Genomic DNA, 22,290 nt, shown 5'->3' on the forward strand with positions numbered 1-22,290 from the left:
CCGCCTCGTTCACCAACCAGACGATCGCCCAGATCGACCTGGCCCTGTTCAACGCCGGCAAGGAGAACCTCTCGGGCGTCGATTACTCCGAGAACAAGGTGTACCTCCTGCCCAAGAAGCTCGACGAGAAGGTCGCCCGCCTGCACCTGGACAAGCTCGGCGTGAAGCTCACGCAGATGAGCCAAGACCAGGCCGACTACATCGGCGTCCCCTTGGACGGCCCGTACAAGCCGGACCACTACCGGTACTAAGTTGGGTCGGCATCTCGCATGCCTGCTGAAGCGGGCAAGCCTCGGGTCATCCGGGGCTTGCCCGTTTTGTTTTGCGCGCTACGCTCCGCCCACGCTCCTCAAACGACACATCTCGCGCACTTCTGCCGCCCCGGCGTGATCCTTCACGCCGTTGTCGTTCACTCGCACATTCCTTTCCTCTTTGCCGTCGGGCCGTTGGCCGGACGGTCGCACCCGATTTGTCATGGGCACAACCCTTACCAAGAAAGCCAAAACCAAAGACAAGGACACCACCCCACATTCATTCACCCCTTCTCGCTTGATCGGCCCGGAAGACCTCGCCGTTGGGCAGTACGTCACGATCGCCGAGGAGACCGACGAATATGTCGTCCGCTCCGACGCGGATGTATCGCCGACGTTGTTCGTGCAGTCGGTCACGACGATGGCCGGCTATGCAGGCTGGCCGAGCCGGATCAAGGCCGTCTCGCTGCCGTACGTGTTCGTGAAACGTGCCAGCGGAAGCTTGGCGGTTTTCGACCTGCGCCGCCATCGCCTTGCACTGCTGGCCCCCGAGTTCGGCAAGGCTGTCTTCAAGGCAGAGGCGAGAAAGGACCGCAAGTCGAAGCGCTCGACGAAGCGCAAGTGACGACAACGGCCGGGCGACACAGGTCGCCCGGCCGTTGTCTTTGGTGAGCCCGTCTCGACTCATTCCCCGTCTTCGTACCGCCGGCGGACTTCGTCGAGGTCGATCGGCTCGTTGCGGTTGTCTTCGAAGCCGGCCCGGAACTGCGGCAACGGCCCTTTGGGGATGATCGGATCGACGAGCTTGTCGCGACTACGCAAGCTCGGGCCGGGGATGATGTCGTTGGCTTCCAGGGCCGCGATCACCTCGGGGTCCTCGGGTTGGAGGTCGTAGGCATTGATCAACAGCGGGCCCGCAAGCTCCGACTGGCCCAGACCGTCGGCATAAAAGGCATACCGCTTGGCGAGGAATGGATCGCTGGGCGCGGCCTCCGCGGCTTGGGCATAGGCGTCGAGCGCGTTGTCGGCGTCGCCGCGGGCCCGGTAGGCCTCGGCGACGGCCATCCAGAAGTCGGCTTTGTTCTCGGTCCGCGCGTCGAACTCAAGCTTGTTGAGCGCCGCGTCACCCGACGGGCTCTCGGCGACCGCCTGACCCAGGGCAAAGGTGATGTCGTTGCGGGCGGCGATGTCCTTGCGACCGCCGCCGGTCGTAAGCCGCACACGCAGCGCCGTGTTGAGCGCCTGGATCGCGAGCTGGTCCTTGCCCTGCTGGCGATAGGTCTGCCCGAGGTAATAGTGCGAAAGGTAATCCGACGGGTTCTGCTCGGTGGCTTCCTCGAAAGCGCTGCGGGCGCGTTCGTAGTCACCGGCGTCGTAGTGCTTCACGCCCTGGGCGCGGAACTGCTTGCCGAAGGTCACCACGTTCGAGACGGGATTACGACAACCGGTCACGGCGACGGTGAGGAAACAAACGACAGCGATCAGGGCGAGGTTTCGCATCGCTATCAGAATAGCGGAAGCGCTCGGCCTCGCTACCATCCGCCCCATGGTTCCCGCGATCATCGAACGTGTCGGTAATGACTCGCTCAAAGCGATCTCGGGCTTCGGCGCATTCTTCGCCTTTTTCGCACAGACCTGGCGGTGGTTTTTCTCCCACGGCTGGCGGTGGAACACTTTTCGGCTGATCTTCCCGCAAATGTACGAGGTCGGCGTCCGGTCCGTTCCGGTCATCGCGATCACCGGCGGTTTCATCGGCATGGTGATGGCGATCGAGACGTTTTCACAGTTCAAGGCCTTCGGCCAGGAGGAACGCATCGGCGGCGTCATCGGCCTCACCGTCGTGAAGCAGATCGGCCCGGTGCTGGCCGCGGTCATGCTCGCCGGACGCGTCGGCGGCGCACTCACCGCCGAGCTCGGCACCATGAACGTCACCGAGCAGCTCGATGCGCTGCGGGTGATGGGGACGGACCCGATCCGCTTTCTCGTGGTGCCGCGATTCGTCGCGTGCGTCCTGCTCACGCCGATCCTCACGATTTACTCCGACCTGCTCGGCGTGCTCGGGGGGTGGCTCATCAGCGTGAAGTTCCTTGGCGTGCCAAATCAGCCATACTGGTACTACTCGGCCGACCTGATCGACACATGGAACATCATGGAGGGGCTGATGAAGTCGGTCTTCTTCGGCGGCGCGATCGGCATCATCGCCTGCTACAAGGGGTTCAACTGCGGCTCGGGCGCGAAAGGCGTCGGCAGCGCCTGCACCGAGGCGTTCGTGACGAGCTTCCTGGCGATCATCGTGCTCAACTTCTTCTTCGCCAAGCTGCTGCAAGACCTGTTCCGGGCCATCTACGGTGATTCGGGGCCGTTGATATGAACCAAGACACGAGTACCGGCGCGACGTGGGCGGGCGACTTCGCCGAGGCAAAACTGCACGAACATGGTCAAACACCCGATGTCGGCCCACCGTTGGTCCGGCTCGTCAACCTGCACAAATCGTTCGGCAAACTCCTGGTGCTCGACGGCGTCGACCTCGTGGTCAACCGCGGCGAAACGCTCGTCGTCCTCGGCGCGTCGGGCAGCGGCAAGTCCGTCATGCTCAAGCACATCGTCGGCCTGCTCGGGCCCGACCAAGGCGAGGTTTATTTCGACGACATCCGCATCGACCGGCTCAACGAACGCGAACTCGCCGAGGTCCGCCATCGCTTCGGCTACCTCTTTCAGCAAGGCGCGCTCTTCGACTCGCTCAACAACCTGCAGAATGTCGGCTTCCCGTTACGCCAACACACCCGTAAGACCAACGAGGAAATCGACGCAACCGCCCTGCGGATGCTCAAGATGGTCGGCTTGCCCGACGTCGGGCCGAAGATGCCCAGCGAAGTCTCGGGCGGTCAACGCAAGCGCGTCGCCTTGGCCCGCGCGATCGCCATGGAGCCGGACATCGTGTTTTACGACGAGCCGACCACCGGCCTGGACCCGATCCGTTCGGACGCGATCTCCGAACTGATCCTCAAACTTCAGCGCGAACTCGAGGTCACCAGCGTCGTCGTCACCCACGACATGGCCAACGCGTTCAAGGTCGGCGATCGCATCGTGATGCTCCACCACGGCAAGATCATCTTCAACGGCACCGGCGATGAGATTCGCGACTGCGAAGATCCGCACGTCCAACGCTTCGTCCGCGGCGAGGCGGATGAGGAAGAATTGGCGGGGCTGCGGTAGCGCTCTGCACGAACTCACTGCACGACGACTTCCGACACCAGGCCACGCCGGAGCTTGTAGCCGGCGAGCTTGACGGTTCCGTCAGGTTCGGTCATCCGCAGTTGCAGCCGACGCGGGTCGGAGACGATCTCGAACGCGTAACCGGCCGCGAGCCAACCGTCCGTGTTGTGCAAGACACGCAAACGCAGATCGTCGGGCAACCAGTTTTCCCCCACGACGTTGACATCCATGGAGATGTCACCGTCGCGTAGGCCTTCGAGAAACGCATCGAAGTTGTCATACTGCTTGCCCTGAAGCACGGCACGGGCGAGATAACTCGTGAGCGTCCGCAGGGTCGCCTCGGCTCGCAGGTGATCCGCGTCGGCGGGGTCGTACCCCGCCCAGAACTTGTTGAGCGCGTCGGCCATGCCGTCGGTACTGCCGAAGGTCGCGCCCCACGCGTTCACTTGATCCTGCCCACGCCCGACACGGTCGATGAAGTCGGCCAATGGGCGCTGGTACCTGCCCCCATCGCCGTGGGCGAGGAAGTGGACCATGGCCCAGCCTTGGTCATAGTTCTCGTGCTTGAGCCGGGCGTTCCACTCGCGCTGGGTCATGTCCATGAGGTCCTCCACGCGGATGAAACGGTTCTCCTCCATGGTGCGTCGGATGCGTTCGAGCCGGCGAGGGTCGACAATGCCCGAGACGTATCCGTCGCCGGTGAAGATCGACTCGCCGAAGTACTCGGCCAAGCCTTCGTTGACCCAAGGCGGAAGCCGGCCGATCGAGACGTCGGCGAACTGGTGAAAACCCTCGTGCTGCACGGTCTTCCAACTCTCGGCCTCGTGGCCCGGGATCATGAACGCCATGAGCCGGGCATCGTTACCACGCCGCATGTAAACCCCGGCCGAACCGGGCGGACCGCCTGCGGCGTTGTAGTCGGCCTGGTTGCTGAACAGGTAAAAGTCGAACCGGCGGTCCGGCTGCCCGCGCCCGAAGTCCTTGGTCCGGCGGAAGTACTCCTCGGCCATCTTGGTCATGCGGATCGCGGCCGCACGAGCCTGATCCACCTCGAGGTCGGTGTGCAGGTAGTAGTAGCGTGTTTCGTGTCGCGGCAACTGGCGCTGCGCCCCGACGCTCACGAAACCGACCAAGAAAAGCACCGCCAGCAACACCGGCCATCGACTACTTCGTTTGCCGCTCATCGCGAAGGATCATACCGTCAACGCCGATGAGCTCGAACAAACGAAACTCCCTGGTGGGGATCACGGTCCTGTTGGCCCTGGGGCTGCTCGGATACATGATTATCCAGTTCGGGGGCAACCTCGCCGGGCCGTTCGCGGGGGAGAAGTTCACCGTCACGATCGACACCGAACGCGCCGACGCGTTGTCGGTCGGGTCGCCGGTACAGTTCAAAGGCGTCACCGTCGGCCAGGTCAGCAAGCTCGAACTGACCGACGACTACGGCCTCACGCTCGAAGCACAGATCGACGCCGACAAACGCATCCCCGGTAACGTCATCGGCTACATCCGGCAGACCAACTTGCTTTCGAGCGGGGCCGTCATCCAACTGGAAATCGAAGCCACTCCTGACGGCGTGCTCGCGGCAGGTGACGTCGTGCCGACCAACTACACGGGCAACGAGATCATCCCCGCCGAGATCGGCGAACTCGCGAGCAACCTCAACGACATCGTCACCGAGTTCAAGGAACAAGGGCTCATCGGCGACACGAAGATCCTGCTGCAAAACACCAACGAGCAAATCACCCGCGCCGGCGACACGATCGCCTCGGCACGGGAGTTCATCGACGACCCGCAGATGCGTGCCGACATCAAGGCGGCGATTGCCGACAGTCGCGCGACCGCCGCAAGCGCGCGGGAGGCGATGGAAAAGTTCAACGACGCCGGCGACGAGATCGTCATCACCATCGGCGAAACCCGCCAGGCCATCAACCAGACCGCCGGCCGGGTCGCCGACAGCCTCGTCGAGCTCGACAAGTCGCTGGACAACATCCAATCGATCACCGCCAAGATCGACAACGGCGAGGGCACGGTCGGCCGAATCATCAACGACCCTGCCCTGTACAACGCCCTGCTCGACGTGCTCAAGCAGGCCAACGCCGTCAGCCGCGACGCGCAGCGGCTGATCGTGCAACTGGAGCAGGAAGGCTTCAAAGTCGGCTTCTAACCAACGCCGGACACCGCCCCGCAGCATCCACAAGCGACCGGCACAAACGGCCGATACACTCTCGGCATGCCGCGCGTGAGTGTCATTCTGGCCTCTTACAACGCCGAAGCGTTCATCCGCGCCGCGGTGGATTCGATCCTCGCACAGACATTCACCGACTTCGAGTTCATCATCGTCGACGACGGCTCGACCGACCAAAGCCGGGCGATCCTGCATGGATATGACGACCCGCGGATTCGGCTCATCGAGCAGGACAACATCGGCCTGACGCCCACGCTCAACAAGGCCTGCAAGCTCGCGACCGGCGACCTGCTGGCCCGCATGGACGCCGACGATGTCGCCAAGCCCGACCGGTTCGCGAAGCAGGTCGCCTTCCTCGATGCCCACCCCGAGGTGGCGGTGCTGGGCGGTGCGTACGAACTGGTCGACGATCGTGGCCGACTGCTGCGCGTGCAACATCAGCCGACCGACAACGCGACGCTCCAGGAACTCTGCCTCGTCGGCAAGGTGCCCATCTGCCACCCGTTGGTGATGATGCGGCGCGGCGTCTTCGAGCAAGTCGGCGGCTACGACGAGAGCTATTCCGCGAGCCAGGATCTCGATTTGTGGCTACGGATGGGCGAGCACGGCGATTTGGCGAGCCTGCCGGACGTGCTGCTGCAGTACCGCATGCAGGCCGATTCGATCAGCGAGAAAAAGGGGGCGCTGCAGACCGAGTGCATGCGGCGCGGTTGCGAAGCGGCGTGGGAACGGCGCGGCGTCATCGGCAAGTACACCTTCGCCAACCCGACCGGCTGGCGTCCGACCAACGCGACCGAAAGCAAGCTCAAGTACGCACTGCAATACGGCTGGTGGGCCTGGCACAGCGGCGAATGGCGGACCGCGCTGAGCTACGGCAAGGACGCGGTGAAGCTGTCGCCCACCTCGACCGACGGATGGAAACTCGTGGCGTGTGCCCTGATGAAACGGAAGTCGGCGTGAAGATTTCGTGCGTCATGCCGATGCGTGACTGCATGCCGTTCGTCGAGCCGGCGGTGCGGTCCGTGCTCGGGCAGACCGGCGTGGACCTGGAACTGATCGTCGTCGAGGACGGTTCCAGCGACGAAGGGCCGGCGGTCGTGGAGCGGATCGCCACGGAGGACAAGCGGCTGAACATGGTGCCGGGCCCACGGGAAGGCATCGCCCCCGCGCTCAACGTCGGCCTTGCCGCCGCGACGGGCGAACTGTTCTGCCGATGCGACGCGGACGACGCTTACGCCCCACCCGACCGACTCGCCCGGCAGCTCGACTTCCTGCAAACACACACCGACGCCGACGCGGTGTGCGGCATCCACACGCTCACCGACGAACACGACACGCCGCTGACCCACTGGCCCATGCGCGTCGGCGGCGTCGAAGACATCACCAAAGAACTTCGCGCCGGCAAGGGCCGAACCCACTTCTGCACGTTCCTCGTGCGCATGGAGATGATGCGGCAACTCGGCGGGTTTCGGGCGTTCTTCAACGGATGCGAGGACGCCGACTTTCAACTTCGGCTCGGCGACGCGGGCCGGGTGTGGTTCGAGCCGGAGCATTGCTACCGCTACCGGCTGCATCGCGGCGGGATCACCCAGCGGCAGGCGTCGGCCAAGCGGGGGTGGCTCGAGGACCACATCCGCAGCTTCCAACGCGAACGGCAGGCCACCGGCACCGATCCGCTCATGCGGGGTGAAATGATTGAGGTTCCGGCGGCGTTTCCTGAAGCGGAAGGGTCCGACAGCGCTCGCGGCTGTGCGAATCGGGTGCAGGCCGTCCTTCTGGGCGCGGCGGCGGATCACAAACGTCACGGCGAGCGGTCCGCGGCGGTGACCAAGGCCTGGCAAGGCGTTCGCGCGGGACCGACCAATGTGCGGGCTTGGCGGACATTGGCGAGCGTTGCGTTACGCTGAGAGGTGGTTATCAGTCATGGCCGACGGCTTGCCAGCGCCACACGGTCGAATGTCAATTTGTCCGCCCGCAACGCGTCTTGACGCGAAGTTGTTGCGGCCCAACCTGAATCGGAAAATGACCGATGAAACTGCAAGGGTGACCGATGTAGGATGTCCCCTTTGACCCGCGCCAACGGCGCGACCCGACGTCGGGCGTTCCGGCGTATCGACGTTCAAGCTCATGCGGATCACGTTCGTTCTTCCCCATGCCGGTCTGGCCGGTGGCATCCGCGTCGCGGCACTGCACGCGCGCGAGTTGCACAAGCGTGGGCACGAGGTAACCGCAGTAAGCCTGCCGCGTCGGCGGCCAGACCTGAAGTCCCGCATGCGCCAGTTCCTGCGAATGGGCGCGTGGCCGGTGACCCAACCCGAGGCGCCGGGCCACTTCGCGGATGTGCCCTTCGAGCACCGCGTTATCGACACCTACCGCCCCATCACCGCCGACGACGTCCCCGACGCCGACGTGGTTATCGGCACCTGGTGGGAGACGGCGACCTGGATCAACGACTATCCCGCCAGCAAGGGCGCGAAAGTCCACTTCATCCAGCACGACGAAACGCAGTTCGACCACCACGAGGAAGACTACCGCGAGCGGGTCGAGGCGACGTGGAAACTGCCGATGCACCGCATCGTCGTGGCCGGGTGGATCAAGGATCTCGCCGCGGCTCGTTACGGCGTGTCGGACGTGACGATCGTCTCCAACGGGGTCGATACCGACATGTTCAACGCGCCGCCCCGGACCAAAAGCTGGCCGCCGAAGGTCGGCGTGATGTACGCGACCAGCCATTTCAAGGGCACCGACATCTCGCTCGAAGCCGTCCGGCTCGCCCGACAGGGATTCCCCCGGCTGCAGTTCGTCGCCTTCGGCGCTCATCAACCGATGGACGAACTGCCTGTACCGCACCCGGCGGAGTTCCACGTCGCCCCCGAGCAGGACAAACTCCGCGAGATTTACGCCAGTTGCGACGCATGGCTCTTCGGAAGCCGCAGCGAGGGATTCGGCCTGCCGGTCCTGGAGGCGATGGCCTGCCGGACGCCGGTCATCGGCACCCCCACGGGCATCGCGCCGGACGTGCTGACCAACGACGCCGGCATCTTCGTGAAGCCGCAAGACCCGCTGGACATGGCCAAGGCGATCGAGCGCGTTTGCCGAATGACCGACGCGGAATGGAAGCGGATGAGCGACAAGGCGTACGCAATCGCAAGAAAACACACCTGGGGCCGCAGCTACGACGCTTTCGAGATCGAGCTTGAGAAAGCCGCCGCAGGCAAGGTCGTGGCCGCCTGAAACCCGGCCGGCGAGAGCCGCCACGCGACCGACGTGCGGTTCGGGTGTAACGTCACCCCCCGACCGGCGTCGATACCTAGAACAGTCTCGTGAACACGCTCGTCCTCGCCACCCTCTTTTTCACCGCACTGGGCATGTCCTATTTCAAGGGCATCCGGTGGGCCTTTCCGTTCGCGCTGCTGCCGGGGCTACTGCTGTTTTTCCAAACGGTCGGCGTGGCCATCCCGATGATCCCGGACGTGAACGCCGTGAGCGCGGTGACATACGGCGCGTTGGTCGGCTTCGTGATCAAGGGCGGCGAACCGCTGAACATGCGGTGGTGCGGCGTGGACACGGCGGTGGTCGCGCTCGCATTGGTCTACATCGCGTCGAGTTTCGCGCACTACGACACCTGGGAAGCGGTCAGCGCCGGCGGTTCCCGCGTGTTGCTGTACCTCGGCCCATACTTCCTCGGCCGCGTGGCACTGCCGGACATCGAAGTACGCCGCGCCTCGCTCTGGGTGCTTTGCATCATCTCCGTGATCCTCGTGCCGCCAACTTTGGTCGAGTGGCGACTGAGCCCCTATTTCCTGTCGCGCATCCTTGAACACAACTTTGGCCTGATCGAAGCCCACAACACGCAAACCTATCACCGCTTCGGCTTCTACCGAACCATCGCGACCTTCGCCCACCCGATTGACAACGGCAACGTGATGACGATGGTCGCCGGGCTCATCGCGGCGTTGGCCTACAGCGTCGGGCTCAAGCTGACCAACCCGAAAGTTCTCGTCGGCCTGGCCGCGGCATCGATCGTCGCGCTCACGGCGATGAGCTTCACGTCGTTCATGGTCATCGCGATCGCGTTGACGATGGTTGTGACGATCCGGTTCATGCCCTGGGTCGGCCACGCGGCCTGGCTGCCGGTCGCCATCGGTGTGCTCGGCTTCGCGCTGCTCACCAGCGTCCTTCTGGGATTGGACCTCGAACGGCCCGATTTCACCGGTACCGAAGCGAACTTCAACGGCTCGCTCTACATGCGCATGCTCATCGTGCAAACCGTCTTCGACGAAGCGATCGGCTCGGGGCCGCTCGGGGCCGGCGAAAACTTCCAGTTCGAGGAACTGTTCATGAACTCGATCGACAACGCGTACCTCCTCATGCTGCTGGAGCAAGGCTGGATCTACCTGCTGCTGTTCCTGGCGCTGCCGTTCCTGTTGGCCGGCGAAGTAGGCAAGGCGTTGCGGATGCTGCCGAACACCGACACGCGGATGCCGTTGATCGTCAACTTCTCCGTGCTCGTGGCGGTGATGGCGGGGATGTACACGGTCTGGTTCGGCTTCGCCTACGAACCGGTCTGGGTGGTCATGCTCGGCCTGACCGTGTCGATGGCGCACTTCGTGCGTGACCGGGCCACCGCCACCGCGCCGCAGAGCTACCCCGTCGGCATGCAGCCGGCCATGGCGTGAAGTACCGAACCCACATCCTTCTCATCGCGGCCGTGGCGATCGCGGCCCGGCTCGGCTTGGCCGTGTACTGGGCCGCGTGGGACACCCCCGGAGCCGGTGAGCATGGCACGATCGCGGCCAACCTGCTCGCCGGCGATGGCTATAGCCGCGGCTCGTTTTCGTACCTGTCCCCGACGGCCGCACGGACACCGCCTTACCCGTTGCTGCTCGCGGGGTTGATCCATCTGCTGGGCTTGCCGTGGGCGTGGATGGGGGCGTTGCTGATCAACGCACTCGCCGGTGCCGCCGTGGCGCTGTTGGGCGTACGAGTCGTCGAGCAAATCGTCGGGCCGGACCAAGCCACCAGTCATGGATTGCTCGCCGGGTGGTTGCTCGCGCTGTGGCCGACGCAGATCGCCGCCGCGACGTACTGCCAACCGGGCCCCCTCGCGGCCGTCGCGCTGCTTGCGATGCTCGCGCTGCCACGGACGAGCTGGCTCTGGGCGACGGTGGCCGCGTTCATCGAACCAGTCTTGCTGCCGGCCGTCGCGTTGGGAGCGATTGTCCGACACCGCCGCCAGCCCGCGCTGATAGCGCTCACATTCGCGGCCCTGTGCGCGGTGTTAGTGCCCTGGTCGCTGCGAAACACGATCAGCGTGGGCGTCGTCGAGCCGATCACGACGACGCTCTGGGCCGACGCATGGGCCGGGAATCACGACGGCGCCACCGGCAGCATCGGCGGCGATCTCCGACGCGAGGCCGGGCCGACGCGGTTCGACGATCTGCCCCCCGCCGACCGGGCGATGCTCAACGGGAAGCCCGAAGGCGACAGGACCGTGCTGCTGCGACGCTGGACGTTTGCTTGGACCGCCGACAACCCCGGCGGCTATGCCGGCCTCTCCGCGTTGCGACTGCTCAAGACGCTCTGGCTCGACTGGGACGACGCCCGGGCCCGGCATCCGATCGTGCTGGTGACTCGATCGGCATGGCTTGTGCTGGTTCTTGCCGGTGTTGTCATCGCCCGCAAACGCGGGGTGTCGGTTTGGCCGATGTTGGCGGTGATGGGCGGTGCCGCTTTGATCCCGACGTTGACGCTCGCGCAGATGCGTGAAGTGTTGGTATGGGAGCCTGTGGGTCTGATAACATTCGCCGCTGCCTTGACGGGAGGGAAGCGGTGAAAGCACACATCGTGATCGTCAACTACCGCACGGCCGATCTGACGATCGATTGCCTGCGGACACTCGCCACCGAAGCCGAGGCTTGCGGCGCGACATGCACCGTCGTCGATGGTGCGTCGGGGGACGACTCGGTCGAACGGCTCACGCCGGTGATCGACGCACTGCCGTGGTGCGACTTCCTCCCGCTCGACACTAACGGCGGCTTCGCGTTCGGCAACAATCGCGGCATCGAACACGCCTTCAAGCACTTCGCGCCCGACGCGATCTGGCTGCTCAACCCCGACACACGCGTTCGCCCCGGCGCGTTGCGGCATCTGATCGACTTCCTCGACGCCAAGCCCCACTGCGGCATCGCGGGTGGCAACTCGCTGCACGAGGACGAGACGCCCATGTGCTGCGCGTTTGGCTTCCCAACCGTGCTCGGCGAGATCGAAAACACGCTGCGCGTCGGTCTCGTCACCAAGTTGCTCAATCATCGTCGCATCAGCGGCACCATCTACGACAAGTCAACCGCCGTCGGCTGGGTCGCTGGTGCGAGCATGCTCGTCCGCCGGGAGGTTTTCGACGCGATCGGGCTGCTCGACGAGGGATTCTTCATGTACTACGAGGAGGTCGATTTTTGCCGACGCGCGCTCGACCACGGCTGGACGACCTGGCACGTTCCGGCCAGCGAGATCATCCACCTCGTCGGTGCGAGCAGCGGCGTGACCGGGGCGCAGCGGGCGAAGAAACGTCGGCCGAGGTACTGGTTCGACTCGCGGCGGCGCTACTTTCTCAGACACTTGGGCCGGGCCCGAACGGCGGTCGTCAACGTGGCATGGCTTGCGAGCACACCGCTGGCGCGCTTCGTGGATGTGCTACGCCGCAACCCGCGTAACGATCCGCCACGGCTGTGGCGTGACTTCGCGAAGTACAATCTCACCGCCGACCTGACCGGCCGATAAGGACGACATGACGTTGACCGCCGACCGACCCATCGCCAAAGTCCCTCGCCGGGAGGCCGATCCGACGCTCGACGCCCAACGCGGCACAGGCGCGCTCGACCAAAACCCGCCCGGGCTCTCGCTCTGGAAACTTTGGAAGGAAGACCTTGCAAGCCACGGCGGAGATTGGACTCGGCCTGGCTTTCGCGCTGTTGCCGTCCACCGCTTCGGCAACTGGCGCATGGGCAAATCGAAGCTCCTACGCATTTTGCTGTCGCCGCTCTACCGCTGGGCGTTTCGACGGTGCCGCAACCGCTACGGCATCGAACTGCCGTATGCGGCGAAGATCGGCCGAAGGTTTATCATCGAGCACCAGTCCGCCATCGTCGTCCACGGCCACTGCGTCATCGGCGACGACTGCACCATCCGCCAGGGCGTCACGCTCGGCAATAAGACACCGAACAAGCCGCACGACGCGCCGACACTCGGCAATCGCGTCAACGTCGGTGCCGGCGCGAAAGTGCTCGGTGCTGTCACGCTCGGTGACGGCGTAATGGTCGGCGCGAACGCGGTCGTCGTGAAAGACGTGCCCACCAACCACATCGCGGTCGGCATCCCCGCGCAGTGTTTCCCGAACAAGACATGAGCAGCGTCGCCGTTATCGCGATTGGTCGGAACGAAGGGGAACGGCTGCGCGCATGCCTGACGTCGGCGGTGCGTGACGCGGACACGGTGGTGTACGTTGACAGCGGGTCGACCGATGGGTCGGTGGCGTTGGCAAGAGAGTTGGGCTGCCGGGTCGTGGAGTTGGATTTGAGCAAGCCGTTCACGGCAGCACGGGCGCGGAACGAAGGTGCGGCCGCGGCCGGCGAGGTCGAGTATCTGCAGTTCGTCGACGGCGACTGCGAGATCGTCGAAGGTTGGATCGGCAAGGCGGTGGCGTTCCTCGAAGCCAATCCGCAGGCGTCCGTTGTCTGCGGCCGGCGGCGCGAGCGGTACCCCGACGCGACGAAGTGGAACAAGCTTTGCGACATGGAGTGGGACACGCCGATCGGTAAAGCCGAGGCGTGCGGCGGTGACGCGATGATCCGCCGGTCGGCGTTCGAGCAGGTCGGCGGCTACAACCCCGCCGTCATCGCCGGCGAGGAGCCGGAGATGTGCGTCCGCCTCCGCGCCGCCGGCCACGAGATCCACCGCATCGACGAAGAGATGACGTTGCACGACGCGGCGATGACCAAGTTCAGCCAGTGGTGGAAGCGGAACGTCCGCGCCGGCCACGCCTTCGCTGAAGGCTACGACCGTCACCCGCCGTTCCGGAAGAAGCAGGTGCGGAGTAACTACGCATTCGGCTGCTTCTCATTTGCCCTATACGTGTGCGGCCTCGCGATTGCCCTCATCGGAGCGTGGATAGCGACAGGACAAGTTGCTCGATGGGCTTCGGTCGCAGTTGGTTTGACGTTCGTCGCTGGCGTTGCCGGTCTGTGGGTACGTCTGCTCCGAAGAGTGAAGGAGCACCGACTATCCAACGGTGATGCGAGCAAGGACGCGAGCATGTACGCGACATATGTCCTACGAAGCAAACTCCCCCAAGCCCTCGGGCAACTGAAGTACCGCCTCAACAAACTCCGCGGCAAGCAGGCGACGATCATCGAGTACAAAGGAGCGAGTGAATGACGAATGACGAGTTCCCGAATGACGAATGAAATCCGAAACCCGAATGACCGAAGTTCGGATTTCGTCATTGGTCATTCATTCGTCATTCGCCGTTTCGTCATTCGTCATTCCCCACCATGTCCTTCCCCATCGCCTACCTCTCCGCGCAGTTCCCGAAAGCGAGCGAGACGTTCGTGTACCGGGAAGTGCGCGGACTGCGAGCACGAGGGTGGGACATGCATACGTTCACGTTGCGATTCGCGGATGAGCAACTGCCGGCGTCGTTGGCTGACTTGCAGGCGACGACGACACCGGTGTACGGACGCGGGCGGCTGTTGCCGAAGTTCACGCGGGACATGCTAACGCCGGGCGAAGCGACGCCGGCCGCCGATCGAATGAAGCTCGCCATGCAGAAAGCCGCCGGGCACCGACTCGCAGCCAACCTGCAGGAGCGCGGCATCGCCCACCTCCACGCCCACTTCGCCCATGCCCCGGCGACCGTCGCCATGTACGCCGCGGCACGCATCGGCATCCCTTGGTCCTTCACCGGCCACGCCAACGACCTGTTCCAACGCCGATCACTCCTGCGCCGCAAGCTCCAACGCGCCAGCTTCGTCAACTGCATCAGCGAATGGCACCGCGCGTTCTACGAGTCCGTCCATCCCGGCGGCGACTATCGCATCATCCGCTGCGGCGTGAGCGTCGATGATGCGTTGCCGCGCCCGGCCTTCAGTCGCAAGTGCGTGACGCTCTGCCGGCTCGTGGCGAAGAAAGGGGTGGATACGCTGATCCAGGCATTGCCGGAGGGCTGGACACTCACCGTCGCCGGCGACGGGCCGCAACGGGCAGAACTCGAAGGGTTGGCTGATGAGCGCGTGACGTTCCTCGGTAGCGTGAACAACGAGGACGTTCCACGGCTGATGGCCGAGCATGACGTTTTCGCTCTGCCGTGCCGCGAGGATGAGAACGGCGACCGCGACGGGATTCCCGTCGTCCTGATGGAAGCGATGGCCGCCGGCGTGCCGGTGATCAGTGGCGACCTGCCGGCGATCCGCGAGCTGGTTGCGCACGACCAGGCCGGCCTGCTTGTGACGGGCATCGACGAAACGACCGCCGCCCTACGCAAGCTCGAAGGTTCCGCCGAACGGGAGCGTCTCGGCAACGCCGGCCGACAACGCGTCCGTGATGAGTTCTCCCTCGACGCCAACCTCGACCGCATCGAGTCGGCCCTGCGCGAAGCGCAGCAAAAAGCCCACGCCTGACCAGACGTGGGCTTTTCGCAAAGTCGGGGGGTCGCTTACTTGCGACGACGCAGAAGACCGAGGCCCGCGACACCGAGCAAACCGATCGTGGCCGGCTCGGGAACGATCGTCCCGTCAAGGCTGGCCGGGCCATCGAAGGTCACGGTGTAATCGCCGAGGAAGTCCTCGGGGCTGGTGATGAGGCTGTCATCCGGATTCGAAGCGGCGCTAACGACCAAGAAGTAGTCAACACCGGCGACGAGCGGGATGCCCGTGACGGCACCATCGAAGTCGCCGTCGCCTTCGGAGACGATGCCGAACTCGTAGTTGGCCAACGAGTCGTCCACGTCAAAGACAGGCGTGTAGCCAAAAGTCCCGAACAGGAAATCGGTGCTGACGCTCAGGTCGTAGTCGCCGGTGGTGACGACCGTCAGCGGGATGATGTCGAACGGCACGTCCGTCAGGAAGGAAAAGATCGGTGCGGACGGCACTCCGAACGGATCGCCCTCGGGTGGGACCGGCAGATCGAAACGCGAGTCGGTCGTTTCAATCGACCCGGTGAATGTCGTGGTGACCTGACCGAACGCGGTGGACGCGGTCAGGGCAAGGGCGCCGGACAGGGCGGCGAACTTACAAAGCGGCTGCATGTGGATCTCTCCCGTTGGAAGGCTGGATGGGCTACTTAACGCCGCTCGGACACACCGGCGACCATCTTAAATGTACCCCGCTCCACGTCACCACGCAACGCCATTTACAGCTAAACAACGATCGGCCGATACCCCTAACATGGCTTCCGTGCTGGAGAACGATGCATCAGACGTCACGTCCGTCACAGACGCACCCGCAGCCATGACACCTGTCGGCGTGACGACCCGCCGGTATGCCCTGATCGCCCCCTGCCGGGATGAACAGCAGTACATGGAGCGGACGCTGGAGTCGGTTTACAACCAGACCGAGTCGCCCGCCCTGTTCGTCGTGGTCGATGATGCCAGCACCGACGAAACGCCGAACATCCTCCGCAAATGGCAGGAGAAGATGCCCTATCTCCGGGTGGTCACCCGCCCGCCCAGACCCAAAGGCGATGGCGGCCGCAAGGTCGGCGGCGGCGTGGTCCAGGCCTTCTACGCCGGCTACGAAACGATCGACCCAGCCGAGTTCGACTACGTCTGCAAGATCGACCTCGACCTGGAGCTGCCGGAGAAATACTTCGCGACGCTCATGGACAAGATGGAGTCCAACCCGCGCCTGGGCACCGCGAGCGGCAAACCCTACATGCTCCTCGACGGCCAACTCGTCAGCGAAAAGTGCGGCGACGAAAACTCCGTCGGCATGACCAAGTTCTACCAGACGCGATGCTTCACCGAGATCGGCGGCTTCGTGCCCGAGCTCATGTGGGACGGGATCGACTGCCACACCGCCCGCATGATGGGCTGGCAGGCGGCGAGCTTCGACGAGCCGGACCTGCGCTTCACGCACCTGCGGCCGATGGGCACCTCGCACAAGAACTGGTGGACCGGCCGCGTGCGTCACGGCTGGGGTCAGCAGTTCATGGGCACCAGTTTGCCGTACATGCTCGCGAGTTGCGCCTACCGCGCGTTGCACCCACCGATCCTCGTCGGCTCGGCCGCGATGCTCTGGGGTTTCATCAAGCGCAGCTTCAGGGGCGAGCCACGCTACGACAAGCCGGGTTTCCGCAAGTTCCTCCGACGCTACCAATGGGCCGCCCTGTTCAAGGGCAAGTCCAACGCCATCACCGCCATCGACGCCGAACAGAAAAAGGTGTGGGACGCAAAGGCGAAGTGATCACGCAAAGATCGACGCCACGTCGATCTCGAAGCCTTCGATGACTTCGCACTTGAGCGTGCCCTCATCAAGCTTGCGACGGAGTTTGTAGCTGTTGCCGTCCAAGAGATACTGTTCGACCGTCCGCTCGTCGGGATCGACGATCCAGTGTTCGCGCACGCCGTGAGCGGCGTAGTCCTCGAACTTCACCCCGCGGTCGCGGTGGGCGGTGGACTCACTCAAAACTTCAGCGACAAAGTCCGGTGCCGGGAAGACGGTCTGCCCGCCCGTGAATGTGTCGACGACCTCTTGCCGCCAGTAGCAAACGTCCGGGTGGTAGTCGTTGCGGGTCAGGCGCGTCATGATCGCTTCCGATTTCACGCGTCCGCCCCCGCCGGATCGGATCGCAGCCTTTGCCGCGTCCGCAATAACCTCGACCAGCTCCAAGTGTTCCCAGCGTTGTGGTGATGCCAATACGGTCTCTCCATTGATGAACTCGTGACGGTCACCTGGGCGAAGGTCGTCAAAGAACTTCTGCCGCGCGACAGCCTCAGCCGTAAGCTCTTCGCTGGCGCGGCGAACGACGTCGAGCGCGTCCGGACGGCTCAGGATTTGATCGAGCACTGTCACCATACCGACGATCGTATCTGATTCGCTATCGGCGGGTAATATCCGATCGTGTGGCTGCTTCGCTACATTTGGGCATCACCGACGACGCTTGTCGGGCTTGGCGTTGCGTTGCTGACGTTGATCAGCGGCGGGCGTGTCTCGCGACACACGGGCGTACTCGAAGTCTCCGGCGGATTCGCCACATGGGCACTGCGGAAGCTCGTGCCACTACCCAATGGGGCATTGGCGATGACGCTTGGGCATGTCGTGATCGGCCGTGATCCGGCAGCCCTCGACCGCACACGAACCCACGAACGGGTCCACGTCACCCAGTGCGAACGCTGGGGGCCGTTCTTCATTCCCGCCTATTTTCTGGCCAGCGGGGTCGCCTGGTGGCGTGGGGAGCCGATTTACCGGGGAAATCGCTTCGAACGCGAGGCCTACGCCGTGAGTGGGTAGTCAGGCTCTTTCGGCATCACTAAAACTCTGGCATGTCCACGCCCCGCGAAGTTGCCCTGGCGGAGTACCCGGATTTCCCCTTCATCGATCCGGACGAACTACCCGAGATCGAGTCGTTGATGCGGCGGCTCAACTACCTCGAGCCCGGCGAAAATATTACCGGCATCGCCAAGGCTGGCGAGGGGAACATGAACTTGGTGCTGCGCGTCTCGACCGACCGCCGGTCGGTGATCCTCAAGCAGGCGCGGCCCTGGGTCGAGCGCTACGACATGATCGCCGCGCCATGGGGTCGGATCATTTCCGAACGTCGGTTCTACGAACGAATTCAGTCATCCGAAACGCTCGCGGAACAAACACCCGAACTGCTCGGCCATGACGACGCGAGCAGAACGATGTTACTCGAGGACCTGGGGGCCGCGAGCGATCTCTCGTGCGTCTACGGCGACGACACCGTTACCGATGACGAACTCTCGGCCGCCGCTAGGTTCCTGCGCGAGCTGCACGATTACACCGCCGGCGAGCGTAGCCCGGAGTTCGAGAACCCCGACATGCGGGCGCTGAACCATACCCACATCTACGACGTGCCGTTGACCGATCACGGCATGTTCGACCTCGACGAACTCGAGCCAGGGCTGTCGGAAACCGCGGCGGAGGTTCGATCCGACCGGGCGTTCGTCAAGAAAGTCCATGACGTTGGACGCGACTATCTGAACTATCCCGGCGACGCGACGGTGCTTCTACACGGCGACTATTTCCCCGGCTCGCTCGTGCGAACCGAGCGGGGCATGCGGGTGATCGACCCGGAGTTCTGCTTTGCCGGCCCGCGCTGCTTCGACGTCGCGACGATGACCGCCCACCTCATCCTTGCCGATGCAGCGGACCAGGCGGCGGTGTTCCTTGTCGAGTACGACACCAGGAACGTTAACATGAGCTACATGTCACGCTGCGTCGGGTGCGAGGTGATGCGGCGGCTGATCGGGGTCGCCCAACTGCCCATCCCCAAGACGGACGGCCGCCGCGCCGACTTGCTCACACGTGCGCGCGACGCCGTCATGACCGATGACCTCCAGCCCTTGCTCGCATGATCCCGCTGTTACTCGCCCTGCTCGTTGTTCAACCCGCGCCTGCGGACCAGGCCCCTGCCGTTGACCCCGTTGACGTTTGGCTCGACGTGGACACGTCGACCGGCGTGGTCAAGCTCGGCCGCAACGCCGACGTCGACGACGGCTTGTTTATGATCTACTGCTTCAACTCGCCGGAGTTGAACGTACGTGGGATCTCCGTGCAGTTCGGCAATGCGACGCTCGAGCAGGCGGTGCCGATCGCGGAAGACATCACGCGCCGGTTCGGGCCGGCCGACTTGCCGATCCACGCCGGGGCCGCCTCGGCCGACGACCTCGACAAGCAAACCGACGCGACCCGTGCGATCGCCGCGGCGTTGCGTGAAAAACCGATGCACGTCATGGCCGTCGGGCCCGTGACCAACATCGCCGCCGTGCTCAAAGCCGAGCCGGACTTGGCCGAAAACGTGCAGAGCATCGTGGTCGTCGCCGCCCGCCGGGTGGGCTTCCGCTTTGGGCCGGTCGAAGCGCCCGAGTTCTACTTTCCCGATCTCAACTTCGAAAGCGATCCCGCCGCGATGCAGGTACTCATCGACAGCGGCGTCCCGATCGTGTTTGCCGGCTACGAAGTGTCGAGCCACGTCTGGATCACCCACGAAGACCTCGACCAACTCGCCGAAGCGTCGGACGTCGGCCGATGGATCCACGACACGAGCCAGGCATGGATCGGCCAATGGCTCGTCGGACTCAACACGCCCGGCTTCAACCCGTTCGACACGCTCGCGGCGATGTGGCTCACCCATCCGGAACTGATCGAGTCCGTCCCCGTCGATGTCCGAATCATCGAGAGCGTCGACGAGCGCGCCCCTTACGCACTGCGAATCGGTGGCGCGACGCGGGAGTACCTCCTCGCCACCCCCGCCGAAGGCGAATCCAGGTTCACCTACCTCACCGTCCCCGCGGCCGAGTCGAGCGACATCATCGTCGAACGTCTCAGCGGCCCGGCCCAACCGTGATCGCCGGAACAACGAACCAACGCCCGGCGGCCTGATCGGCCTGCCGGGCGTTGGTCACGTCACCTGTCTTCGGGAGAAAGGCGTTGGCTAGTCGACGTAGAAGTTCTCATCGTCGAACTGCTCGGCGTACTCGACCATGAAGTCGACGCCATACCAGCTTTGCTTGATCGGGTTGTGCTGTTGTGCCATGTACCCGTCACGATCTTCGTACTTGCGTGTCTCGGCGTGGCCATCAAGGAAGGCGTAGTTGCCACGGTACTCGGTGGTTTCGCCGTCGGCCAAGGCGTAGACGTCCTTATCGGACTGCGTGTGGAAGAACGACTTGTACTCGGTGAAGACCACGACATCGGCCGACCCACCGCCGCCGACGGGACGAGCTTTGGTCGCGCGTAAACCGGCAACATTGCGGACGGTCCAGTCGCTGGCATTGAAGCCGGGCCTCACCCGCGTCGCCGCGACGTCGGGGGTGTCGAAGGCCATGAACACCTTGCTGGAGTGGTAGTAGTAGTTGGGCAGCCAGTCGTCGGCGTCTTCGTCAACGTTGATGTCACCGGCGTAACCGCTCATCGGGTTCTCGCCCGAGTTCCAGAAGTAATCGAGATTGTGGATGTCGCCGAGCAACTGCCCGGCGGTGTCGCCGTTGGGGCAACGCCAAACGCCGAAGCCGTCTTCGCCCGTGTAGCCGGCGAGTGCCTCGCCGATCGTGGGCATGACGTAAAGGCTGGTCGCGGTGCCGAAGCCTGGCAACGCGGGAATGTCCGTCCACGCCGGCAAGTTGGTGCCGGCCGGGCTCAGCAGGCCGGTGCGATTGTTGTAGATCGCTTCCGGGAGGGTTTGTTTGTTTTCGGCGATGTAGCCGGCCGTTGCCGTGGCGAGCGTCTTGCTGTTGGACAAGCACGCGACGACGCGGGCCGACTGGCGTGCACTGTTCAACGAGGGCAGAAGGATCGAGATGAGCAGCGCGATGATGCCGATGACGACGAGCAGCTCGACGAGGGTGAAAGCGGTCTTCCGTGAGTGGGTCATAGTGATAAGGGGGTTGCCGCGAACGAGATCGCGAAGGCGAAGATTGAAGGATTCGGGAACGACAGCGGACCGGAGGCCGCGCGGATACGCCATTCCACGGCGCAGCGGTGGTGAAAGTGCGGGCGGCGAAAGCCGCAACCGCGAGGGGTAGCGTGTGGATCTACCGCAACGCCGGCGGCGGAAGCGCCCATTGGTCGGCGACGAAAAGAGCCGGGATATGGGGCAACACCGGCAGAACCGTCGGTGCTTCTTGCGGGAGGTCGGCACTCGTGTCGATGTCGCCTTTGACCGCGAGAACCTTCAGCGACAACGCCCGGCTTGCCAGTTCGGCGAAGTCCTCGCCCCGGCACCAACGCACGCCATCGACAACTTCCAGCACCTCGCGGCGTAGGCCGATCAACCAACAACCGCCACGTCCGTCGGGACCGAGCACGGTGTCGTGGTGTCGCAGCGCCGTCAGCGCGGCATTCACATCGTCGGCCGTTCGCGTCGGACAGTCACGACCGATGATCACGATCCGCCGGTAGTGCGACACTTCCGCGATGGCCGAGACCAAGCGTTCGGTGAAGGTCGCACCCTTCCCGCCGCTCACGACCACGTCGGCGGCGACGCCGTCGAGCTTCGGCAAGGAGAACAACCGGGCGTGCTGACGAGCGATGCCCTTGCGGCTGAGCTCTTGGCCCAGTGGGCCGGCGAAGATGAGAACGACAGCATCATGCATGGCGAGCGGCCACAGACTATCGGTTGATTCGAAGAATTTGCATATTCCTTTCAGCACAGTGTTTGCCCGCGATGTGGCCGGATCCGTGCCGTTCGTCCCATCACAAACCCTGCGGTCGGCCATGAGTCCGGCCGGATGGAATGCCGAAAATCCGCGATTGGCGGGGTGTTTGGACACGAATCGGTGAGAAAGTGGCCAAAATTCAGGGAATTACCGGGCATTTTGCCGCGAATGTGGCGATTTGCATTGGAAACCGCGGGAAAACGCACTATGTTCCGCGCGCCGGAGTGTCCGGCACCACCGGTAGC

At 64.1% G+C, this 22,290-nt stretch carries 24 protein-coding genes; 18 read left to right on the top strand and 6 right to left on the bottom strand.

Translation table 11 applies throughout. From position 1 onward, the window contains the following. Both AAGD32_14465 and AAGD32_14470 read left to right on the top strand, forming a co-directional pair. Window positions 1-251: adenosylhomocysteinase (locus AAGD32_14465; protein ID MEM8875448.1), on the top strand; the 251-nt coding region annotated here is incomplete at its 5' end. Between the two features lie 181 nt (window positions 252-432). Continuing rightward, a complete protein-coding gene (locus AAGD32_14470; GenBank protein ID MEM8875449.1) occupies window positions 433-876 on the top strand; it encodes a hypothetical protein in 444 nt (147 codons plus the stop codon). A gap of 59 nt (window positions 877-935) precedes the next feature. Here the strand turns inward: AAGD32_14470 and AAGD32_14475 are convergent, their stop codons facing one another. Beyond that, entirely contained in the window at window positions 936-1,751 is an 816-nt protein-coding gene (locus AAGD32_14475; protein ID MEM8875450.1) for a tetratricopeptide repeat protein, read from the bottom strand. A gap of 46 nt (window positions 1,752-1,797) precedes the next feature. Here AAGD32_14475 and AAGD32_14480 point away from each other — a divergent pair, with 46 nt between their 5' ends. Next, entirely contained in the window at window positions 1,798-2,622 is an 825-nt protein-coding gene (locus tag AAGD32_14480; protein MEM8875451.1) for an ABC transporter permease, read from the top strand. Next, on the top strand, window positions 2,619-3,467 hold the full coding sequence (locus tag AAGD32_14485) for an ABC transporter ATP-binding protein (GenBank protein MEM8875452.1): 849 nt from the start codon (window positions 2,619-2,621) through the stop codon (window positions 3,465-3,467). The genes AAGD32_14480 and AAGD32_14485 overlap by 4 nt, the downstream gene beginning before the upstream one ends. A gap of 14 nt (window positions 3,468-3,481) precedes the next feature. Here the strand turns inward: AAGD32_14485 and AAGD32_14490 are convergent, their stop codons facing one another. Beyond that, complete coding sequence (locus tag AAGD32_14490) at window positions 3,482-4,651, bottom strand: DUF1570 domain-containing protein (GenBank protein MEM8875453.1); 1,170 nt, start codon at window positions 4,649-4,651, stop codon at window positions 3,482-3,484. 26 nt (window positions 4,652-4,677) lie between these two features. Here AAGD32_14490 and AAGD32_14495 point away from each other — a divergent pair, with 26 nt between their 5' ends. The 10 genes from AAGD32_14495 (at window position 4,678) to AAGD32_14540 (ending at window position 15,329) form a co-directional block, all read left to right on the top strand. Beyond that, complete coding sequence (locus tag AAGD32_14495) at window positions 4,678-5,634, top strand: MlaD family protein (GenBank protein ID MEM8875454.1); 957 nt, start codon at window positions 4,678-4,680, stop codon at window positions 5,632-5,634. A gap of 66 nt (window positions 5,635-5,700) precedes the next feature. Beyond that, on the top strand, window positions 5,701-6,615 hold the full coding sequence (locus tag AAGD32_14500) for a glycosyltransferase (protein MEM8875455.1): 915 nt from the start codon (window positions 5,701-5,703) through the stop codon (window positions 6,613-6,615). After that, entirely contained in the window at window positions 6,612-7,562 is a 951-nt protein-coding gene (locus AAGD32_14505) for a glycosyltransferase family A protein (protein ID MEM8875456.1), read from the top strand. Before AAGD32_14500 ends, AAGD32_14505 begins: the two co-directional genes overlap by 4 nt. A gap of 220 nt (window positions 7,563-7,782) precedes the next feature. Then, on the top strand, window positions 7,783-8,889 hold the full coding sequence (locus AAGD32_14510) for a glycosyltransferase family 4 protein (protein MEM8875457.1): 1,107 nt from the start codon (window positions 7,783-7,785) through the stop codon (window positions 8,887-8,889). Window positions 8,890-8,978: 89 nt separating this feature from the next. Continuing rightward, window positions 8,979-10,334, top strand: a complete 1,356-nt coding sequence (locus AAGD32_14515) for a hypothetical protein (GenBank protein MEM8875458.1) — start codon at window positions 8,979-8,981, stop codon at window positions 10,332-10,334. Further along, complete coding sequence (locus AAGD32_14520; protein ID MEM8875459.1) at window positions 10,331-11,491, top strand: hypothetical protein; 1,161 nt, start codon at window positions 10,331-10,333, stop codon at window positions 11,489-11,491. The genes AAGD32_14515 and AAGD32_14520 overlap by 4 nt, the downstream gene beginning before the upstream one ends. Beyond that, window positions 11,488-12,435, top strand: a complete 948-nt coding sequence (locus AAGD32_14525; protein MEM8875460.1) for a glycosyltransferase family 2 protein — start codon at window positions 11,488-11,490, stop codon at window positions 12,433-12,435. Before AAGD32_14520 ends, AAGD32_14525 begins: the two co-directional genes overlap by 4 nt. A 7-nt stretch (window positions 12,436-12,442) precedes the next feature. Next, entirely contained in the window at window positions 12,443-13,060 is a 618-nt protein-coding gene (locus tag AAGD32_14530; GenBank protein ID MEM8875461.1) for a serine O-acetyltransferase, read from the top strand. After that, window positions 13,057-14,088: a glycosyltransferase family 2 protein gene (locus AAGD32_14535; protein MEM8875462.1), complete on the top strand. Its 1,032-nt coding sequence runs from the start codon at window positions 13,057-13,059 to the stop codon at window positions 14,086-14,088. Before AAGD32_14530 ends, AAGD32_14535 begins: the two co-directional genes overlap by 4 nt. A gap of 116 nt (window positions 14,089-14,204) precedes the next feature. Then, window positions 14,205-15,329, top strand: a complete 1,125-nt coding sequence (locus AAGD32_14540) for a glycosyltransferase family 4 protein (protein MEM8875463.1) — start codon at window positions 14,205-14,207, stop codon at window positions 15,327-15,329. Between the two features lie 35 nt (window positions 15,330-15,364). On the opposite strand, the gene AAGD32_14545 is transcribed toward AAGD32_14540, so the two are convergent. Continuing rightward, window positions 15,365-15,955, bottom strand: coding sequence for a PEP-CTERM sorting domain-containing protein (locus AAGD32_14545; protein MEM8875464.1), 591 nt, complete (start codon window positions 15,953-15,955; stop codon window positions 15,365-15,367). Between the two features lie 202 nt (window positions 15,956-16,157). Here AAGD32_14545 and AAGD32_14550 point away from each other — a divergent pair, with 202 nt between their 5' ends. Further along, window positions 16,158-17,111, top strand: coding sequence for a glycosyltransferase family 2 protein (locus AAGD32_14550; GenBank protein MEM8875465.1), 954 nt, complete (start codon window positions 16,158-16,160; stop codon window positions 17,109-17,111). Here AAGD32_14550 and AAGD32_14555 read toward each other — a convergent pair whose 3' ends face one another. Continuing rightward, window positions 17,112-17,723 carry a Uma2 family endonuclease gene (locus tag AAGD32_14555; protein MEM8875466.1) on the bottom strand — a complete coding sequence of 204 codons (612 nt, stop codon included), beginning with the start codon at window positions 17,721-17,723 and terminating at the stop codon, window positions 17,112-17,114. It abuts the gene before it with no gap. Window positions 17,724-17,768: 45 nt separating this feature from the next. On the opposite strand from AAGD32_14555, the gene AAGD32_14560 reads away from it, so the two are divergent. The 3 genes from AAGD32_14560 to AAGD32_14570 are packed head-to-tail and all read left to right on the top strand — an operon-like array spanning window position 17,769 to window position 20,235. After that, window positions 17,769-18,158: a hypothetical protein gene (locus tag AAGD32_14560; protein MEM8875467.1), complete on the top strand. Its 390-nt coding sequence runs from the start codon at window positions 17,769-17,771 to the stop codon at window positions 18,156-18,158. Between the two features lie 32 nt (window positions 18,159-18,190). After that, a complete protein-coding gene (locus tag AAGD32_14565; protein MEM8875468.1) occupies window positions 18,191-19,243 on the top strand; it encodes a phosphotransferase in 1,053 nt (350 codons plus the stop codon). After that, window positions 19,240-20,235 carry a nucleoside hydrolase gene (locus AAGD32_14570; protein MEM8875469.1) on the top strand — a complete coding sequence of 332 codons (996 nt, stop codon included), beginning with the start codon at window positions 19,240-19,242 and terminating at the stop codon, window positions 20,233-20,235. Before AAGD32_14565 ends, AAGD32_14570 begins: the two co-directional genes overlap by 4 nt. Before the next feature lie 87 nt (window positions 20,236-20,322). On the opposite strand, the gene AAGD32_14575 is transcribed toward AAGD32_14570, so the two are convergent. Together AAGD32_14575 and AAGD32_14580 are read right to left on the bottom strand one after the other, a co-directional pair. Further along, window positions 20,323-21,261: a prepilin-type N-terminal cleavage/methylation domain-containing protein gene (locus AAGD32_14575; GenBank protein MEM8875470.1), complete on the bottom strand. Its 939-nt coding sequence runs from the start codon at window positions 21,259-21,261 to the stop codon at window positions 20,323-20,325. Window positions 21,262-21,421: 160 nt separating this feature from the next. Next, a complete protein-coding gene (locus tag AAGD32_14580; GenBank protein ID MEM8875471.1) occupies window positions 21,422-21,982 on the bottom strand; it encodes a DUF2064 domain-containing protein in 561 nt (186 codons plus the stop codon). Window positions 21,983-22,290 lie beyond the last annotated feature (308 nt).

It is taken from the genome of Planctomycetota bacterium, assembly GCA_039182125.1.
Taxonomy (GTDB): Bacteria; Planctomycetota; Phycisphaerae; order Tepidisphaerales; family Tepidisphaeraceae; genus JBCDCH01.

Coding starts and splice junctions, on each gene's coding strand:
- AAGD32_14475 (MEM8875450.1), bottom strand. CDS start 1,751: ATGCGAAACCTCGCCCTGATCGCTGTCGTTTGTTTCCTCACCGTCGCC.
- AAGD32_14480 (MEM8875451.1), top strand. CDS start 1,798: ATGGTTCCCGCGATCATCGAACGTGTCGGTAATGACTCGCTCAAAGCG.
- AAGD32_14485 (MEM8875452.1), top strand. CDS start 2,619: ATGAACCAAGACACGAGTACCGGCGCGACGTGGGCGGGCGACTTCGCC.
- AAGD32_14490 (MEM8875453.1), bottom strand. CDS start 4,651: ATGAGCGGCAAACGAAGTAGTCGATGGCCGGTGTTGCTGGCGGTGCTT.
- AAGD32_14495 (MEM8875454.1), top strand. CDS start 4,678: ATGAGCTCGAACAAACGAAACTCCCTGGTGGGGATCACGGTCCTGTTG.
- AAGD32_14500 (MEM8875455.1), top strand. CDS start 5,701: ATGCCGCGCGTGAGTGTCATTCTGGCCTCTTACAACGCCGAAGCGTTC.
- AAGD32_14510 (MEM8875457.1), top strand. CDS start 7,783: ATGCGGATCACGTTCGTTCTTCCCCATGCCGGTCTGGCCGGTGGCATC.
- AAGD32_14530 (MEM8875461.1), top strand. CDS start 12,443: ATGACGTTGACCGCCGACCGACCCATCGCCAAAGTCCCTCGCCGGGAG.
- AAGD32_14535 (MEM8875462.1), top strand. CDS start 13,057: ATGAGCAGCGTCGCCGTTATCGCGATTGGTCGGAACGAAGGGGAACGG.
- AAGD32_14540 (MEM8875463.1), top strand. CDS start 14,205: ATGTCCTTCCCCATCGCCTACCTCTCCGCGCAGTTCCCGAAAGCGAGC.
- AAGD32_14545 (MEM8875464.1), bottom strand. CDS start 15,955: ATGCAGCCGCTTTGTAAGTTCGCCGCCCTGTCCGGCGCCCTTGCCCTG.
- AAGD32_14550 (MEM8875465.1), top strand. CDS start 16,158: ATGACACCTGTCGGCGTGACGACCCGCCGGTATGCCCTGATCGCCCCC.
- AAGD32_14555 (MEM8875466.1), bottom strand. CDS start 17,723: ATGGTGACAGTGCTCGATCAAATCCTGAGCCGTCCGGACGCGCTCGAC.
- AAGD32_14565 (MEM8875468.1), top strand. CDS start 18,191: ATGTCCACGCCCCGCGAAGTTGCCCTGGCGGAGTACCCGGATTTCCCC.
- AAGD32_14570 (MEM8875469.1), top strand. CDS start 19,240: ATGATCCCGCTGTTACTCGCCCTGCTCGTTGTTCAACCCGCGCCTGCG.
- AAGD32_14575 (MEM8875470.1), bottom strand. CDS start 21,261: ATGACCCACTCACGGAAGACCGCTTTCACCCTCGTCGAGCTGCTCGTC.
- AAGD32_14580 (MEM8875471.1), bottom strand. CDS start 21,982: ATGCATGATGCTGTCGTTCTCATCTTCGCCGGCCCACTGGGCCAAGAG.